This is a genomic window from Pseudotabrizicola sp. (assembly GCF_030684215.1).
In the GTDB taxonomy this organism is placed as follows: Bacteria; Pseudomonadota; Alphaproteobacteria; order Rhodobacterales; family Rhodobacteraceae; genus Pseudotabrizicola.
On record NZ_JAUXOV010000073.1, the window covers coordinates 82,235 to 98,712 of the forward strand.

Annotated in this window: 15 protein-coding genes; 8 read left to right on the forward strand and 7 right to left on the reverse strand. The window is 61.0% G+C overall.

All coding sequences use genetic code 11. The features are described from left to right. Positions 1-22: 22 nt before the first annotated feature. Positions 23-1,774 carry a SulP family inorganic anion transporter gene (locus tag Q8K08_RS17265; RefSeq protein ID WP_305250935.1) on the forward strand — a complete coding sequence of 584 codons (1,752 nt, stop codon included), beginning with the start codon at positions 23-25 and terminating at the stop codon, positions 1,772-1,774. On the opposite strand, the gene Q8K08_RS17270 is transcribed toward Q8K08_RS17265, so the two are convergent. Then, positions 1,771-2,928 carry an FAD-binding oxidoreductase gene (locus Q8K08_RS17270; protein WP_305250937.1) on the reverse strand — a complete coding sequence of 386 codons (1,158 nt, stop codon included), beginning with the start codon at positions 2,926-2,928 and terminating at the stop codon, positions 1,771-1,773. The two genes, Q8K08_RS17265 and Q8K08_RS17270, sit on opposite strands and share 4 nt — an antisense overlap. Positions 2,929-3,012: 84 nt before the next feature. Between Q8K08_RS17270 and Q8K08_RS17275 the strand changes: the two genes are divergently transcribed. Next, positions 3,013-3,822: a LuxR family transcriptional regulator gene (locus Q8K08_RS17275; RefSeq protein ID WP_305250938.1), complete on the forward strand. Its 810-nt coding sequence runs from the start codon at positions 3,013-3,015 to the stop codon at positions 3,820-3,822. 358 nt (positions 3,823-4,180) lie between these two features. Here the strand turns inward: Q8K08_RS17275 and tsf are convergent, their stop codons facing one another. Together tsf and rpsB are read right to left on the reverse strand one after the other, a co-directional pair. After that, the gene (gene tsf / locus Q8K08_RS17280; protein WP_305250939.1) at positions 4,181-5,089 is read right to left on the reverse strand and encodes a translation elongation factor Ts; all 909 of its coding nucleotides are present in this window, start codon (positions 5,087-5,089) and stop codon (positions 4,181-4,183) included. Positions 5,090-5,166: 77 nt separating this feature from the next. Continuing rightward, complete coding sequence (rpsB, locus tag Q8K08_RS17285) at positions 5,167-5,943, reverse strand: 30S ribosomal protein S2 (RefSeq protein ID WP_304798014.1); 777 nt, start codon at positions 5,941-5,943, stop codon at positions 5,167-5,169. A 197-nt stretch (positions 5,944-6,140) separates the two neighbouring features. On the opposite strand from rpsB, the gene Q8K08_RS17290 reads away from it, so the two are divergent. Continuing rightward, positions 6,141-7,157 carry a patatin-like phospholipase family protein gene (locus Q8K08_RS17290; protein WP_304798016.1) on the forward strand — a complete coding sequence of 339 codons (1,017 nt, stop codon included), beginning with the start codon at positions 6,141-6,143 and terminating at the stop codon, positions 7,155-7,157. Here the strand turns inward: Q8K08_RS17290 and Q8K08_RS17295 are convergent. From Q8K08_RS17295 to Q8K08_RS17310, 4 genes are all read right to left on the reverse strand, one after another. Further along, positions 7,119-7,865: a DUF502 domain-containing protein gene (locus Q8K08_RS17295; protein WP_305250940.1), complete on the reverse strand. Its 747-nt coding sequence runs from the start codon at positions 7,863-7,865 to the stop codon at positions 7,119-7,121. The genes Q8K08_RS17290 and Q8K08_RS17295 overlap by 39 nt on opposite strands. A 104-nt stretch (positions 7,866-7,969) precedes the next feature. Beyond that, the gene (locus Q8K08_RS17300; RefSeq protein ID WP_305250941.1) at positions 7,970-8,881 is read right to left on the reverse strand and encodes a pseudouridine-5'-phosphate glycosidase; all 912 of its coding nucleotides are present in this window, start codon (positions 8,879-8,881) and stop codon (positions 7,970-7,972) included. Further along, the gene (locus tag Q8K08_RS17305; protein ID WP_305250942.1) at positions 8,878-9,765 is read right to left on the reverse strand and encodes a PfkB family carbohydrate kinase; all 888 of its coding nucleotides are present in this window, start codon (positions 9,763-9,765) and stop codon (positions 8,878-8,880) included. Before Q8K08_RS17305 ends, Q8K08_RS17300 begins: the two co-directional genes overlap by 4 nt. 58 nt (positions 9,766-9,823) lie before the next feature. Further along, positions 9,824-10,597 (reverse strand): 3-hydroxybutyrate dehydrogenase, encoded by a 774-nt coding sequence (locus Q8K08_RS17310; RefSeq protein ID WP_305250944.1) that lies wholly within the window; start codon positions 10,595-10,597, stop codon positions 9,824-9,826. A 266-nt stretch (positions 10,598-10,863) separates the two neighbouring features. Here Q8K08_RS17310 and Q8K08_RS17315 point away from each other — a divergent pair, with 266 nt between their 5' ends. The 5 genes from Q8K08_RS17315 (at position 10,864) to Q8K08_RS17335 (ending at position 16,477) form a co-directional block, all read left to right on the forward strand. Continuing rightward, positions 10,864-12,690, forward strand: a complete 1,827-nt coding sequence (locus Q8K08_RS17315) for an extracellular solute-binding protein (protein ID WP_370654109.1) — start codon at positions 10,864-10,866, stop codon at positions 12,688-12,690. A gap of 21 nt (positions 12,691-12,711) precedes the next feature. Beyond that, a complete protein-coding gene (locus tag Q8K08_RS17320) occupies positions 12,712-12,837 on the forward strand; it encodes a hypothetical protein (RefSeq protein ID WP_304798026.1) in 126 nt (41 codons plus the stop codon). A gap of 210 nt (positions 12,838-13,047) precedes the next feature. Continuing rightward, a complete protein-coding gene (locus Q8K08_RS17325) occupies positions 13,048-14,565 on the forward strand; it encodes a class I adenylate-forming enzyme family protein (RefSeq protein ID WP_304798028.1) in 1,518 nt (505 codons plus the stop codon). Beyond that, a complete protein-coding gene (locus tag Q8K08_RS17330) occupies positions 14,562-15,209 on the forward strand; it encodes a DsbA family oxidoreductase (protein ID WP_304798030.1) in 648 nt (215 codons plus the stop codon). The genes Q8K08_RS17325 and Q8K08_RS17330 overlap by 4 nt, the downstream gene beginning before the upstream one ends. A gap of 53 nt (positions 15,210-15,262) precedes the next feature. Beyond that, positions 15,263-16,477, forward strand: coding sequence for a multidrug effflux MFS transporter (locus Q8K08_RS17335; RefSeq protein ID WP_304798032.1), 1,215 nt, complete (start codon positions 15,263-15,265; stop codon positions 16,475-16,477). Position 16,478: the final 1 nt, after the last annotated feature.

Genomic DNA, 16,478 nt, shown 5'->3' on the forward strand with positions numbered 1-16,478 from the left:
GGCCGTGAAGCTGGAGAGCGCGATGAAACGATATTTTCCAATCCTTGACTGGTTGGCGGTGTATAATCGCCCGACAGCGGCGGCTGACCTGATGGCGGCGGTGATTGTCACGATCATGTTGATCCCGCAATCGCTGGCCTATGCGCTATTGGCGGGTTTGCCGGCCGAGGTCGGGCTTTATGCCTCGATCGCACCTTTGCTTCTGTATGCAGTCTTTGGCACCTCGCGCACGCTGGCGGTCGGGCCTGTGGCGGTGGTCAGCCTGATGACGGCGGCGGCGGTGGGACAGATCGCGTCGCAAGGCACAGCGGAGTATCTGGGCGCTGCCATTGCAATGGCGGTGCTGTCCGGGTTGATGCTGCTGGCCATGGGGCTGCTGCGGTTGGGTTTTATTGCGAATTTTCTCAGCCATCCGGTAATATCGGGGTTTATCAGCGCCTCGGCTGTGCTGATCGCTGTGGGACAGATTCCGGGAATTTTGGGCATTTCGGCGCCGGGTCATACTCTGATTGAAGTGGTGATCGGGATTGCCAAGGGTATCGGCGGGCTGAACCCGTTCACGTTTGCCTTGGGTGGCTTTGCGTTGGCGTTTTTGTGGTGGTCACGGTCCAGCCTCAAGGCGCTGTTGCAGCGCCGTGGCGTCCGGCCCGGCGTGGCGGCAGTGATCGTGCGGGCCGCGCCTGTGGCGGCGGTGGCATTGACCACGCTGGCGGCCTGGGGACTTGGGCTGGCCGAGCGTGGAGTGGCAGTGGTGGGCGACATTCCGTCGGGCCTGCCGATGCCTGCGCTGCCATCTCTTGATCCGGCGTTGTGGCAGGCAATTTTGCTGCCCGCGGCACTGATCTCGCTTGTGGGATATGTGGAAACGGTGTCGGTCGCGCAGACCCTTGCAGCAAAGCGCCGCCAGCGAATCGATCCTGATCAGGAACTGATTGCGCTTGGTGCGTCGAACATTGGCGCGGGTCTTTCGGGTGGGTTTCCGGTGACGGGTGGTTTTGCACGGTCGGTGGTGAACTTTGATGCAGGCGCGCAAACGCCTGCGGCAGGAGCCTATACGGCGGTTGCGATGGCATTGGCCACGTTGTTTCTGACCCCCCTGCTCTATCATCTGCCCAAGGCGACTTTGGCGGCCACCATCATCGTGGCGGTACTGGGTCTGGTGGATAGCAGCGCAGTCAAACGCGTCTGGGCATCCAACCGCGCCGATTTTGCCGCGATGGCGGTGACGATTGTGCTGACGCTGACGGTGGGGGTTGAGGCGGGCATCGCCGCTGGGGTCGCTTTGTCGGTTTTGTTGCACCTCTACCGCACGTCACGCCCGCATGTCGCGGTGATCGGTCAGGTGCAGGGCACAGAGCATTTCCGCAATGTGTTGCGCCATAATGTGACCACGGTGCCAGAGGTGCTGGCGCTGCGCATAGACGAGGCGCTGTACTTCCCCAACGCCCGCTTTCTTGAAGATACGCTGTTGGGTGCTGTGGCGGAAAACAAGGCCATCCGCCATGTCGTGCTGAATTGTGTGGCCGTGAATGACATCGACAGCAGCGCCGTGGAAAGCCTTGAGGCAACCAATGCACGGCTGAAGGATGCAGGCGTCACCCTGCATCTGGCCGAGGTGAAAGGCCCGGTGATGGACCGTTTGCAGCGCACGCATTTCCTGCACGATCTGACCGGGACTGTCTATCTGACGATGTATGACGCCATGCTTGGCCTTGCGCCGCAGGCCGCGCAAGACTGTCGTGCCCTGCCCCGTTGTGAAACGGCCAAGGGTTAAACCACGGCCAATTCGCGAAAGGCGCGGCCCTCAATCATGCGTGCGGCGGACAGGTCGCTCAGATCAATCGTCTGCCACCCCCCGGTCAGGATTTGTTCGGCAATGCCACGCCCGACAGCGGGTGATTGCTGCAAGCCATGTCCGGAAAAGCCGTTGCACAAAAGCAGGTTCGGAACCTCCGGGTGCGGGCCAAGAATAGCGTTCTGGTCCAATGTGTTATAGGCATAATGCCCAACCCAGTGCCGCACTACTTTAACCGCATCAAACACCGGTGCGCGGGCGTAAAGCTGTTCCCAGATCACCTGTTCAAACAGATCAAGATCGGGCTCAAAGTCATTCGGATCACAGGCACAATCGTCTTGCGGCACGGTGGCGGTGATCCAGTGGTTCTGTTCGGGGCGCAGATAGAACCCGGCATCGACCAGCAAAGGCGCGTCGGGGTGGCGGGCGTTGGGGGCGTCGATGACAAAGACCGTGCGCTTGCGCGGCTCGACGGCAAGGGTCAGCCCCGCCATCTGGCACACTTCGGACGCGCGGGTGCCTGCGGCATTGACGGCAAAGCGGCAGGCCACCTCGCCCGCGTGCTCCAGAACCACGCCCGCCACCTGCCCGCTCACCATGCGCAGCCCCGTCACCCGGTCGTTGACAAAGCGTGCGCCTTGCGCCTTGGCCATGGTGCGGAACCCCGACAACAGGCCCATGTTGTCAAACCAGCCCTCACCCGTCGCACCAAAGCTGCCCGCGCTCAGATCACCCACCTCCAGCCATGGGAACCGTGCCTTGATCTGCCCCGGCGTCAATACCTCGGTTGCCGCGCCATGCGCGCGCTGCATTGCAGCTACATCGCGCAACGTCGCGGCCCCTTCGGGGGTTTGCGCCAGAAACAGATAGCCCTGTTCCTTCAGCCCCAGATCCAGACCCATCCGCGCCTTGAAATCGCGGATAAACTCGATGCCAAAGCGCGAGATTTCGACATTGACTGCGGTGGTGAACTGCTGACGGATGGACGCCACCGACAGCGCGGTCGACGCGCGGGCGAATGTCGTATCCTGCTCGACCACCAGCACATCCAGCCCCGGTTGCATCACCGTCAGCCAATAGGCCACCGACGCCCCCATCACCGCCCCACCGATGACAACCACATCCGCCTGCATCACTTGCCCTTTTCAGAATCACGGAAGTTTGACCGAAAGCCTATCCGAGGTTAAAACAACAGTCAGGGATGAGAACAAGGCACCATGAGCGGTGTAACGATGGGGACCAACATGACGGCTGTTTTGCCGCTGATCTCACGCATGGCAGAAGCCACAACGGTGGATGAGGTCTGGGGAATGGCCTCGGGCTTTTTCGGCAGTCTTGGCTTTGCCCGCGCCAATTACGGCTTCACCCGTTTTTTGCACAAGCGCAATGTGGGCGACCCTGACGATGCGATCTTTTTGACCACTGGCGATGCCGATTACGCACGGTTCTATTTCCAAAACGGGTTTTACGCGCGCACGCCGGTGTATCGCTGGGCTGTGTCGAATGTGGGGGCAACCACGTGGAGATGGGTGAAAGACGCGTTTGATGCCGGGCAACTGACGCCCGAAGAAATGGATGCCGTGCGGCAGAACGCCGCCATAGGCATTGTGGCCGGAGTTTCGGTCAGCTTCCCTGAGGCGTCCACCCGGTCAAAGGGCGCGCTTGGCCTGATTGCTGACACAGGCATCGGCCCCGATCAAGTGGAAGCGATCTGGGAGCGGCACCGTGATGAATTGCTGGCGGTTTCCCATCTGATGCACCTCAAGATCATCACCCTGCCCCAGCCGACCGCCAAGCGCAGCCTGACGGAACGCCAGCGTCAGGCGCTGGAATGGGTGGCCGATGGCAAGACCACGCAGGATGTCGCCATGCTGATGGAAGTGTCTACGGCGATGGTGGAAAAGCACCTGCGCCTTGCGCGTGAGGCGTTACAGGTGGAGACAACAACGCAAGCTGTTGCAAAAGCTTCACTTTTGAACATGATCTTTCAGCGTGTGGCCAAGGCTCCGATGGTAGGGAAATCCTGACTTACGCAACGGCAGGGAGTGGCGCAAAGTGACCTTGTTCCGTGAGTGGTAGCCTTCGGGCAATGGAACGGCAGGGGCCAGACGATGCATTTTCATCGACCTGACTCCTGTCACGCTTTGTGCCAGAGGTGTCCCCTGCCCTTTGGTTGTAATGCTGTAAACGGTCGTCAATTGCCGGCGACTGATAGAGAGTGTTCGGTCTGCGTCCTGTCCTCATCCCCAGTAGGTGTGGCGCAAACAGATAACGGTGTGTCCTTTGGGGGCACACCGTTTTTTGTTGTCCGAATACACGGTCCTGTGGCGGTAATGAAAAAGGGCGACCCAAAGGCCGCCCCGTTCCTGTCTGGTCAGACTGAAATCAGCCCTGAACCATTTTCGCGACTTCAGCCGCGAAATCTTCTTCTTTCTTCTCGATGCCTTCGCCAACCGCCACACGGGCATAGCCAGTGATTTCAACGCCGGCTTCCTTGGCGGCTTGTTCCACCGTCAGATCCGGGTTGATGACGAAAGCCTGACCCAGCAACGTGTTCTCTGCCAGATACTTCTTCATCCGGCCCGGAATGATGTTGTTGGTGATCACCTGCTCGGGTTTCGGCTTGGCCGAAGTTGCGTTTTCTTCCAGTGCCTTGGCGGTTTGCACGGCCAGTTCACGCTCTACCAAAGCTGGGTCCATGGTCGCTTCCGACAAAGACAGTGGTGCGGTAGCGGCGATGTGCATGGCGAATTGCTTGCCGATGGCCTGCGCATTGTCAGCAGGGCCGTTCAGCGCAACCAGCACGCCGATTTTGCCCATGCCATCAGCGGCCGAGTTGTGGACATAAGACACAACCGTTTCGCCTTCCAGAATGTGCATCCGGCGGAAGGTCATATTCTCGCCAATACGGGCGATTGATTCCTGGATCACCTCATCCACGGTCTTGCCGTTCAGATGCGCGGCTTTCACCACTTCGATCGAGTCGCCGGTGGTCAGGGCCACATTGGCGACTTCACGCACGAGCGCCTGAAAATCGGCGTTCTTGGCGACAAAATCGGTTTCCGAGTTGATCTCGACAGCAACGCCCTTGCCTGTGGTCACAGCCACGCCGACCAGACCTTCGGCGGCGACACGGTCGGCCTTTTTGGCGGCTTTCGCCAGACCTTTGGTGCGCAGCCAGTCGATGGCGGCATCCATGTCGCCATTGCTTTCGGTCAGGGCCTTTTTCACGTCCATCATGCCTGCGCCGGTGGATTCGCGCAGTTCTTTCACCATTGCAGCGGTGATTGTCATGGTCAGTCTCCCGAATTCCATAAAATGGGGTTGGCGGGGGTTATCCCCCCGCCATGTCACAAAACGACGACAGCCAATCAGGCTTCGGCGACAGCTTCTTCGATAGCTTCTTCCACGGGCGCTTCTTCCAGCGCGCCAAGGTCAACGCCAGCAGCACCCATCTGGGCCGACATGCCGTCAAGGGCAGCGCGGGCGATCAGCTCGCAATACAGAGCAATCGCACGGGCAGCGTCGTCGTTGCCGGGGATCACATAGTCCACACCCTTGGGCGAGCAGTTGGTGTCAACCACGGCCACAACAGGAATGCCCAGCTTTTTGGCTTCCAGAATGGCAAGGTCTTCTTTGCCCACATCAATGATGAAGATCAGGTCAGGCGTGCCGCCCATTTCACGGATACCACCAAGCGACGCTTGCAGTTTGCCCTGGTCACGTTCCATACCAAGGCGCTCTTTCTTGGTCAGACCTTCGGCGCCGGCAGCCAGCACTTCGTCAATCTGCTTCAGACGCTGGATTGACGCGCTGATGGTTTTCCAGTTGGTGAGCGTGCCGCCCAGCCAACGGTGGTTCATGTAGAACTGCGCGCAACGCTCTGCTGCTTCTGCGATTGGCTTTTGGGCCTGACGCTTGGTGCCGACGAACAGAATGCGGCCGCCCTTGGCAACCGTGTCACGCACGACTTTCAGCGCCTGATCCAGCATCGGAACAGTCTGCGTCAGGTCGAGAATGTGAATCCCGTTGCGGTCGCCGTAGATGTATTCGCCCATCTTCGGATTCCAGCGTTGCGTCTGGTGACCGTAGTGAACGCCAGCTTCAAGCAGCTGACGCATGGTAAATTCTGGGAGCGCCATGTCCATATATCCTTTTCCGGTTTGCGCCTCGGCAGATGATCTCAGGGTTTCCCCCAACCGGTGGACCAAACGGGATTTCTCCCCGCCATGGCCCGCACCTGCCTGTGAAGTGGCGTGTCGTTACCCCTATCCCCGGTGATTGGCAAGCCTGAACCTTGCGCCGCAGTGCAGAAACACTAGGTTACAGGCCAAAGGAGACATCAATGACCACCAGGATCAATCTCGCGCTGCAAGGCGGCGGTGCGCATGGCGCCTTTACATGGGGCGTGCTGGACCGGCTGCTGGATGAAGACAGCGTCGAGATTGCAGCGCTGTCGGGCACGTCCGCGGGGGCGCTGAACGCAGCGGCGCTGAAAGCGGGCATGATCAAGGGCGGGCGCAAGGGCGCGAAAGACTCTCTGGCGCGGCTTTGGCGCGATGTGGCGCGGGTGTCTGATCTGCGCATTCCCGACTGGATGCAAACCATGGCACCCGGCTTTCAGGCCATGGGACAGATCGCCATGTCGATGTCGCCGTTTTCGCCGCAAGGCATGGCCTCGCAGGTTTATACACCCTATGCTTGGGGGCCGATGTGGCGCAATCCGCTGGAAAAAATCGTGCGGCGGCTGGATTTCAGCGATGTCTGCGCGTCTGAGGGCCCAGAGCTTTTCATCGGGGCCACCCGCGTTGATACCGGGCGTATCCGAATCTTTTCCGGTGACCAGATCACGCCCGAGGCGTTGATGGCCTCGGCCTGCCTGCCAACTGTGTTTCAGGCGGTCGAAATTGACGGCCATGCCTATTGGGATGGTGGATATGCGGGCAATCCGGCGCTGTTTCCGCTCTATCAGGCGCATTTGCCCAATGATGTGCTGATCGTGTCGATCAACCCGCTGCTGCGTCCCGGTGTACCTAAAACTCCGATTGATATTCAGAACCGCGTCAACGAGATCAGCTTCAACGCGGCCCTGTTGGGCGAGTTGCGCGCCGTGCATTTCGTGCGCCGTCTGCTGCGCGAAGGCAGGCTGGAGCGCGGCACGATGAAAGATGTGCGCATCCATCTGATGTCTGACGACGCGCTGATGACGGAAATGACCGGGGCCACCAAAATGTCGCCCTCGCCTGCGCTGTTCGCGCGGTTGCGCGCGGCAGGACATCTGGCGGCGGATGCGTTCTTGCACACGCATGGCAAGAAACTGGGGTCAGAGGCCAGCTTTGATCTGTCCGCTCTCTTTGGCTGACGGGTTTCGCACGGGAACGCCCGGCGCTTCCTTGCCATTGGGGTAAACCAGCCCGGCCGAGATGATCAGCTTGGCCGCGTCTTCCACCTTCATATCCAGATAGACCACATCCTTTTCAGGCACATACAGCAAGAACCCCGAGGTCGGGTTGGGTGTGGTCGGCAGGAAAATGGAGATCACATCCATATAGCCGGTTGCGTTCAGCTTTGCCTGCAACTCACCCTTGGCACGGGTCGACACAAAGCCGATGGCCCAGATATGTTCCTTTGGGTATTGCACCAGACAGGCGCGCTCAAAACTCGACTCGTTTTGCGAAAACACGGTTTCCGCGATCTGCTTCAAGCCGTTGTAAAGCGAGCGTACTATCGGCATGCGGTCTACCACACCTTCGGCCCAGATCAGGAACTTGCGCCCGATAAACCCCTTGCCCAACCAGCCGACAAAGACGGTAAAGATCAAGAACACCACAACGCCCACGCCGCGCACCGGGATCGTGGCGTCTTGCCCGAACCATTGGCGCACCAGAACGTCGGGCTTCCAGGGACCGGGAATCAGCGGCAGGATCCAGCCGTCGATCCAGCCCACCACCGTCCAGATCAGATAGATGGTCAGCCCCACCGGCAAAACCACAACCAGACCGGTCAGAAATGAAGACCGCAGGCCTATAAGCAGGCTCCGGCGTTTGCTGGGTGGCGTTGGCTCTGTCATGGTTCCTCACTGATCGAGCCATAGTTAAGGATCGCCGGGTCCGGGCACAATGGCACTTGCATGGCCAAACCCTGTGGCCACGCGAATTTTATGTGACGTTTTGATCAGCCCGCCGCCATCTCGCGCGCAATTGCCGCTGCCAACCGCGCATTGTTCAAAACAAGGGCGATGTTAGAGGTCAGCGAGCGGCCCTCGGTCATCTCATACATGCGGTCCAGCAGAAACGGTGTCACCGCCTTGGCGCTGATGCCCTGCTCCTCGGCCTGATGCAGCGCGCGCTCGATTACGGGCGTGATCTCATGGCTGGCAATCTCGGCGTCAACCGGGATCGGATTGGCCACCAGTTGCCCACCGGGCAGACCAAGCGCCGTGCGCAGCCGCTGCGCGGCGGCAATGTCGCGTGCGTGATCCATCCGCAAAGGTGCCTTCAGCCCAGATGACCGCGACCAGAACGCCGGAAAGTCATCCTGACCGTAGGCGATGACCGTCACGCCATGGGTTTCCAGCACCTCCAGCGTTTTGGGCAGATCAAGAATTGCCTTGGCACCCGCAGCCACCACCGTCACCGGGGTCGCGGCCAGTTCCAGCAGATCGGCGCTGATATCAAACGTGGTCTCCGCCCCGCGATGCACGCCGCCGATGCCGCCAGTGGCAAACACATGAATTCCCGCCAGATGCGCGCAGATCATGGTGGCGGCCACGGTTGTGGCCCCCATGCCCCCGGTGGCAAGACAAGCCGCCAGATCGGCGCGGCTTAGCTTTGCCACATCCTGCGCCTGCCCCAACTGGTCCAGTTCTTCCGACGTCAGGCCAATGTGAATCCGCCCGCCAATGATGGCGATGGTGGCAGGCACCGCACCATGTGCGCGTACCTCATTCTCTACCGCCCGCGCGGTTTCCACGTTTTGCGGAAACGGCATGCCATGGGTGATGATGGTGGATTCCAGCGCCACGATAGCCGCACCAGATGCGCGGGCCTGCGCCACTTCGGGCGAGAATGTAAGGGGTAGCGTCATGATCCGATATCTCCTGAAACATAGTCAGCGGCAGCACGCAGCGCCGCCTCCAAAGCCTGTGCGCGATGGTCTCCGCGCGCTTCGGCCACGATATGCGCGGCCATGAACGTATCGCCCGCCCCGGTGACCCGTGTGACCAGCACCTGAGGCGGCTGCCCGGTGATCACACCCTGGCCCTGCACACCATGGGCCGCATCGCGCCCGCCATCTGTCACCAAAACCCGTGCCGCCCCCCGCGCCAGCAGTGCCGAGGCCGCCTCTGCCGCCGAGTCGTAGCGCCCTTTGGCGATCAGCCCGGCCTCTTCCAGATTAACATAAAGCGTCGCACGTGAATGCCCCAGCAGCGGCATCAACCGCTCTGCCTTGCCGGGGCTGGCCGGGGCCACCCTCAGATCGGCGCGCGCAAACAAAGGCGATCGGGCGATATCGGAAATCAGCGCCTCGGTCAGATTGCCATCCAGCGCGATCAGCCCGGCATAGGGCGCGGCGGCAGACCCAAGCACCCCATCGCCAAGCGCGCGCAAAATCTTGTCACCCGCCGTTTCCAACGAATGCGCATCGGCAATCGCCGCAATCAGCCCGTTTGCGCCTTCAATCGCCATATAGCGGTCGGTCGGCAGATCGTCTGAGCGATAGACATGGGTGCAATCCAAGCCCATCCGCAGACAGGCCGCGATCAACTCATCGCCCTCGGCATCGCGCCCCACCGCTGTCAGAAGCGCAGGCCGCAGGCCAAAGCGCGTAAGGGTCATGGCAATATTCATCGCAACCCCGCCTGGCAGCCGCGTAATCCGCCCTGGCACATCCGACCCCAACCGCAAGGATGACGGCGCGCGCCCGATGATGTCCCAAAGGACCGACCCAATGCACAGAATATCGCTCATCAAGGCCCTCATCTTTGAGGGCCAAGGCCCCGCTGTTCAGGGCCTTGATGGCGCGGCGCTATAGTGCCGTCCAGCCCCCATCGACCGAAATCGTTGTCCCGGTGATCTGCACCGCCGCATCAGAGGCCAAAAATACCGCCGTTCCGCCGATCTGTTCCACGGTCGCAAACTCGCGGCTTGGCTGACGCTCCAGCATCACCTGTTTGATCACCGTATCGCGGTCCAAGTTGTGCTTCTTCATCTGGTCGGGGATCTGCGCCTCGACCAAGGGCGTCAGCACATAGCCGGGGCAGATCGCATTGGCGGTGATCCCTTGGCCTGCACATTCCAGTGCCGTCACCTTGGTAAAGCCCACCACCCCATGCTTGGCCGCCACATAGGCCGACTTATAGGGGCTGGCGGTCAGCCCATGGGCTGAGGCCACGTTGATCACCCGGCCCCAGCCCTTTTCCCGCATCATCGGCAGCGCGACTGCGGTGGTGTGAAAGGCCGAGCTGAGGTTGATAGCCAGAATCGCATTCCACTTGTCGACCGGGAAATCCTCGATCCCGGCCACATGCTGGATACCGGCGTTGTTCACAAGAATATCGCAAGCCCCCGCGTCGGCGATCAGCCGGCGGCACTCATCACCATTCGACATATCGGCTGCGATGTAGCGCACGGTCACGCCATGGCGCGACGACAAGGCCGCGGCCAGCGCATGATCTTCGGCGCGGTCGGTGAAACTGTTGATCACGACATCGGCACCAGCCCGCGCCAGTTCTTCGGCCACACCCAGACCAATGCCGGAATTGGACCCGGTAACGATGGCGGTCTTGCCCTTCAGGATCATGGTCTTCCCCTTTTGCTGCTGCTGCGCAGGTTACATGCTGCAAACGCGAATTACAGGGGGGCCGTTCCTGCAAAGCCAAAAAAAACGCCGGCACGAAGCCGGCGTTAAGTTATTGAGGCAGGTTTCATACAGGCAAGAAACCTATCGAGCAGTAGCACTTATATACGCCGCTTGTTGCCGATGGCCAAGTTAAAAGTTTGAAAAGGCTCACAAGCCGCCATACGCTAGGGACCAAGAAACCAAGGCCACGGGGGATTGTCGCCAGAATGGAACGGAATTTTTTCCACTTTGCACAGGGATTTGCTGCGGCGCTTTTAGTAGCACTCACGCCGTCTCTCGCCGTTTCACAGGTTGGTGATTCTGCGACCCATGGCATAGCTATGTATGGCGACCCCGCCCTCCCCCCGGATTTTGTGTCCCTGCCCCATGTGAACCCGGATGCCCCCAAAGGCGGACGCATCGTTTTCGGCGAGTCCGGCAGCTTTGACTCGATGAACCCGTTCATTCTAAAGGGCCGTGCCCCAGCGGGTCTTTCGGCCCTTACGGTAGAAACGCTGATGGGCCGGTCTTACGACGAACCCTTCACCATGTACGGCCTTTTGGCCGAATCGATCACCACAGATGCGGCCCGGACCTACGCAGAATTTACTTTGCGTGAGGCAGCCCGATTCTCTGACGGCAGCCCGGTGACCGTCGAAGACGTACGCTGGTCGTTTGAAACCTTGGGCACTCTTGGCAACCCGCGCTATCACACCGCATGGAACAAGATCGGCAGCACCGAGATCACCGGGCCGCGCTCGATCCGCTTTACCTTCAACACCACTGACCGCGAACTGCCCCTCATCCTCGGCCTGCGCCCGATCCTGCAAAAGGCACAATGGGAGGGCAAGGTGTTCGAAGACAGCACATTAGAGGCCCCCATCGGGTCCGGCCCCTATGTGGTGGCCGGGTTTGAGACTGGCAAATACATCAGCTACAAAAAGAACTCCGACTGGTGGGGCAAGGATCTGCCCTTCAACCGTGGCCAGCACAACTTTGACGAAGTCCGCTATGACTATTTCGGCGATGGCGGCGTGGTATTTGAGGCGTTCAAGGGCGGTCTGATCACCTCATGGCGTGAAACCAACCCGGCGAAATGGGGTAACTCGTATGACTGGCCCGAAATCCGGTCGGGTGAGGTGGTGAAATCCGAAATTCCGCACAGCCGCCCGTCGGGGATAGAGGGCTTTGTGATGAACACCCGCCGCCCGCTGTTCGCCGATTGGCGCGTGCGCGAGGCGATGATCCTTGCCTTCAATTTTGAACTTGTAAACCAGACCCTGAACGGCGGGGCCAATCCGCGTATCCAGTCCTATTTCGGCAACTCGCCGCTTGGTTTCACCCCCGGCACCCCGGCGGAAGGTGAGGTTCTGGCCTTGCTGGAGCCGTTCCGCGCCGACCTGTTGCCCGGCGCACTGGACGGCTATGCCGTGCCCACGGGCGACGGGTCCGAGGCCAATCGCAGCAACATCCGCGCGGCGACCGCCCTGCTGGCCGAGGCAGGCTATACGATTGACGCGGGCGCGCTGAAAGATCCCGCAGGCCAGCCTGTCGGCTTTGAAATCCTTCTGGTGAACGGTGCGCGCGACATGATCTCGGCGGCCGAGATCTATGTTGAAGGGCTCAAGCGTCTGGGCATCAACGCCCGCGTGACCACGGTAGACAACGCACAGTATATCGAGCGAACCAATACCTATGCCTTTGACATGACACACTATATCCGCAGCCTGTCGCTGTCACCCGGCAATGAGCAGACGCTTTACTGGGGGTCGGCGGGCGTGACAGATCCCGGCACTCGCAACTGGATGGGCATGAGTTCTCCCGCCGCCGAGGCGATGATCAACACCATGCTGAACGCCCCCGATCAAGGCACCTTTGCAGCCGCGACACAGGCCCTGGACCGCGTGCTGACCACGGGTAGATATGTGGTGCCAATGTGGTATTCTGATATCTCGCGGCTGGCGCATCGCAAGGAACTCAAATTCCCCGAGCGCCCGCCGCTCTATGGCGACTGGATCGGATTTCAGCCAGACGTCTGGTGGTATGAGCAGTAAGAACAAGAAACGGGCAGAAACATGCGTAAACTCTCTATGATGGTGGCTGCGGCCGCCCTGATGGCCCTGTCGGGCTGTGCAACGGTCGAAGGCATTGGCCGCGACATCTCTGGTGGTGCAAACCGCGTGGCGGGCTGGGTCGGCTAAACCTGCCGTCACGACGATCCTTTGGCTGTGGAGCCTTTGTGCTCTGTCGCAAGATGAGTATTTGGAAAGCAGCAACAACAAGGGGCACGTCCTTTGGTTTGCTGCTTTGAAAACACTCCCGCCGGAGGCGTCTGGCCTTTTCAGGCGCGCAACCTTTGGGATTGCAGATGGGGATTGCAGCGCCCGGCATGGCAGATTAGGCACAAACCCATGTTAGCCCTAATTGATACTGGCCCCGCCCCGACTGTGCCCGCGCCGTTCAATATGGCGCAGCATGTTCTTGCAAAACCGGCGGCGCGGCTGCCGGACAAGCTGGCCTTGCAGATCATCAAGCTCAACGACGCTGATGCGTGGAGCTATGCCCGTCTGTTGGCGGCGGTTCTGGGATGCGCGACGGGTTTGCGCGCGGCCGGCCTGCAACCGGGGGACCGCATTCTGATGCGGTTGGCCAATCAAGTGGAATTTCCGATCCTGTTTCTGGGTGCACTTGCGGCTGGCATGGTGCCGGTTGCGACCTCGGCGCAACTGACCAGCGCCGAAATCAGCCCGATGGCTGCGCGCATCGCCCCGCGGCTTATTGTGGCCAGCTCTGGTGTGGCCTTGCCCGACGGGCAGTTCTGCCCGATCATCACCGATGCAGACATTCGCGCGATGGAACGCCTGCCGCCTGCGCCCTTTCATCTGGGCGACCCTGACCGGCCCGGTTACATCATCTTCACCTCCGGCACCTCGGGCAGCCCGATGGCGGTGGTCCATGCGCACCGCGCCATCCTTGCGCGCTCCATGATGCATGCGGGCTGGGAGGGCTTGGGCGAGAGCGACCGTTTGCTGCATGCGGGCGCGTTCAACTGGACCTATACGCTGGGGACCGGCTTGATGGACCCGTGGTGCGTGGGGGCAACTGCGCTGATCCCCGGCACTGGCGTCGAGGCGGCGGACCTGCCCGCGCTGATACAACGGCATGAGGCCACCATCTTTGCCGCCGCCCCCGGTGTCTATCGTCAGATGTTGCGCGCGACCTTGCCCGCCTTGCCGCGCCTGCGCCATGGGTTGTCAGCGGGAGAAAAGCTGGGCGATGACACGCGGGCGGCTTGGGTCAAGGCGACAGGCACGCCAATCTGTGAGGCGCTTGGGATGTCCGAAATCTCGACCTTTGTGTCAGAATCTCCCACCCGTGCAGCACCTGCCGGAGCCACCGGCTTTGCCCAGACCGGGCGGCGCATTGCGGCGCTTGGGCCTGATCTTAGCCCTGTTCCGCGCGGCACACCCGGCCAGATGGCAATCGACCGCCGTGATCCGGGCCTGATGCTGGGCTATCTGGATGCGCCCGAGGCGACAGCGGCGCGGCTGTCGGGTGGCTGGTTTCTGACCGGCGATTCCATCGTGATCGATGATCAGGGTGCTGTCACCTATCTGGGCCGCGATGATGATCAGATGAACGCGGGCGGCTACCGGGTCAGCCCGGTTGAAGTTGAGGCCGCAATGGCGCGCTTTCCGGGTCTGCTGGAGGCAGCCGTGACCGAGATCGAGGTCAAACCCGGCGTTACGGTGATTGCCTGCTTTTACACCGCAGCAGCGCCGCTGGATGACACCGCGCTGAACGCCCATGCCGCGACCCATCTGGCGCGCTATAAGCAGCCACGACTGTTTCGCCACCTGCCCGCCCTGCCGCGCGGGGCCAATGCCAAACTCAACCGCCGCGCCCTGCGCGCCATGGGGACGCTGTGATAAAGCTTGATATTTTCTCTGATCCCGTTTGCCCATGGTGCTACATCGGCAAGGCCAACCTTGACCGTGCGCTGGAATCTGCTCCTGACCATCCGTTCGAGATTGAATGGCACCCGTTCCAGCTGAACCCCGGCATGCCGCCCGAGGGTGTGGACCGGGCCGCCTATCTGGAAGCCAAGTTCGGAGGCAAGGCAAAGGCGGTCGAGATTTACGCCCGCGTCGAACAGGCTGCGCGTGATGCGGGGCTGGCCATCGACTTTTCCACCATTTCCAAGATGCCCAACTCACTGAACGCGCATCGGCTGATTCACTGGGCGGGGCTGGAGGGGCGGCAAACTGCCATCGTATCGGCCCTGTTCCGCGCTTACTGGCGCGAGGGGCGCGATATCAACGATGCCAGCACTTTGGCCGATATCGCCGAAGCCGCAGGCATGGACCGCGCCCTGACCACACGGCTTTTGGCGACGGATGAAGACAGCGAGGCCCTGAAAGCCCGCGATATCCATGCCCGACAAAAGGGCGTGGCGGGCGTTCCGTGCTTTATCATCGGCAATCAATACGTCATCTCGGGCGCACAGGCGCCGCAGGTCTGGGCCGAAGTTATCGCCGAACTGCGCGGTCACGCACAGACGACAGGCAGCTAGGGCCATGGTTCCCCCTGCCCGCGCATGCTAGCGAAGCGCGGAAAGGACAGTTCATGTCATACAGCCTGCCCCCACAGCGCGCCCTTGGTCAGACCGAGTTTATCGCACTGATCGCCATGCTTTTTGCCACCATCGCGTTCTCTATCGACGCGATGCTGCCTGCCCTGCCCGAAATCGCGGCGGAACTCAGCCCTGATGCCCCGAACAAGGCGCAGCTTATCCTGACCAGCTTTGTCTTTGGCATGGGGCTCGGGACGCTATTTGCCGGGCCATTGTCAGACAGCTATGGCCGCAAGACAGTGATTGTCGCGGGCGCGGTGCTGTATTGCGCGGGTGCTTTGCTGGCATATGCAGCGCCCACGCTGGAAACCATGCTGGCCGCTCGCGTGTTGCAGGGTCTTGGGGCTGCGGGGCCGCGGGTGGTGTCGCTCGCTTTGGTGCGCGATCTACATTCCGGGGCGCGGATGGCGCGGATTGTCAGCTTTGCCATGATGATCTTTACGCTGGTGCCCGCCGTAGCCCCGCTTCTGGGCCAGTTCATCATTGCGGGCTTTGGCTGGCGCAGCATTTTTCTCGCATTTTTGCTGTTTTCCGGAATCACCGTGCTGTGGCTGACCATTCGCCAACCTGAAACTCTGGCCCGAGCCGAGCGCCGGCCGTTTCGCGCAGCCCCGTTGTGGGCCGCGCTGCGCGAAGTGCTGGGGGTGCGCAGCATTCGCCTGTCTGTACTGGCGCAAACGCTTGGATTTGCGGCGCTGTTTGGCACGCTCTCGTCAACCCAACAGCTTTTTGACCAGACCTATGGCCGGGCAGAAAGCTTTCCGCTGTACTTCGCGCTGATTGCATTGATCGCGGGCACTTCATCACTGCTGAACGCGTCTTTGGTGATGCGGTTGGGGATGCGGCGGCTGGTGCTGGTGTCGTTCGCCACGCAAGCGCTGGTATCAGGTGCCTTCGTCATCGCCTTTGCGCTGGCCCTGTGGCCCGCCCCAGACGTATTCCCGGTAGAGTTCCTTGCCTATCTGATCTGGACGATCGGTGTGTTCTTCATGGTCGGCATGACCATCGGCAACCTGAACGCCTTGGCGCTCGAACCAGTGGGCCATATCGCGGGCATGGCGGCATCAGTGGTGGGGGCGTTGTCCACCGTGTTTTCGGTGCTGCTGGCGGCCCCGGTCGGGCTGGCGTTCAACGGCACGCCTTTGCCGTTGATGATCGGTGTGGCCGTCTTTACCGGGCTGGCCTATCTGGTGGCGCGCAGGCTTTGAC

Excerpts from the sequence above, each read along its gene's own strand:
- Q8K08_RS17265 (WP_305250935.1), top strand. The coding sequence starts at position 23 with ATGAAACGATATTTTCCAATCCTTGACTGGTTGGCGGTGTATAATCGC.
- Q8K08_RS17270 (WP_305250937.1), bottom strand. The coding sequence starts at position 2,928 with ATGCAGGCGGATGTGGTTGTCATCGGTGGGGCGGTGATGGGGGCGTCG.
- Q8K08_RS17275 (WP_305250938.1), top strand. The coding sequence starts at position 3,013 with ATGAGCGGTGTAACGATGGGGACCAACATGACGGCTGTTTTGCCGCTG.
- tsf (WP_305250939.1), bottom strand. The coding sequence starts at position 5,089 with ATGACAATCACCGCTGCAATGGTGAAAGAACTGCGCGAATCCACCGGC.
- rpsB (WP_304798014.1), bottom strand. The coding sequence starts at position 5,943 with ATGGACATGGCGCTCCCAGAATTTACCATGCGTCAGCTGCTTGAAGCT.
- Q8K08_RS17290 (WP_304798016.1), top strand. The coding sequence starts at position 6,141 with ATGACCACCAGGATCAATCTCGCGCTGCAAGGCGGCGGTGCGCATGGC.
- Q8K08_RS17295 (WP_305250940.1), bottom strand. The coding sequence starts at position 7,865 with ATGACAGAGCCAACGCCACCCAGCAAACGCCGGAGCCTGCTTATAGGC.
- Q8K08_RS17300 (WP_305250941.1), bottom strand. The coding sequence starts at position 8,881 with ATGACGCTACCCCTTACATTCTCGCCCGAAGTGGCGCAGGCCCGCGCA.
- Q8K08_RS17305 (WP_305250942.1), bottom strand. The coding sequence starts at position 9,765 with ATGAGCGATATTCTGTGCATTGGGTCGGTCCTTTGGGACATCATCGGG.
- Q8K08_RS17310 (WP_305250944.1), bottom strand. The coding sequence starts at position 10,597 with ATGATCCTGAAGGGCAAGACCGCCATCGTTACCGGGTCCAATTCCGGC.
- Q8K08_RS17315 (WP_370654109.1), top strand. The coding sequence starts at position 10,864 with ATGGAACGGAATTTTTTCCACTTTGCACAGGGATTTGCTGCGGCGCTT.
- Q8K08_RS17320 (WP_304798026.1), top strand. The coding sequence starts at position 12,712 with ATGCGTAAACTCTCTATGATGGTGGCTGCGGCCGCCCTGATGGCCCTG.
- Q8K08_RS17325 (WP_304798028.1), top strand. The coding sequence starts at position 13,048 with ATGTTAGCCCTAATTGATACTGGCCCCGCCCCGACTGTGCCCGCGCCG.
- Q8K08_RS17335 (WP_304798032.1), top strand. The coding sequence starts at position 15,263 with ATGTCATACAGCCTGCCCCCACAGCGCGCCCTTGGTCAGACCGAGTTT.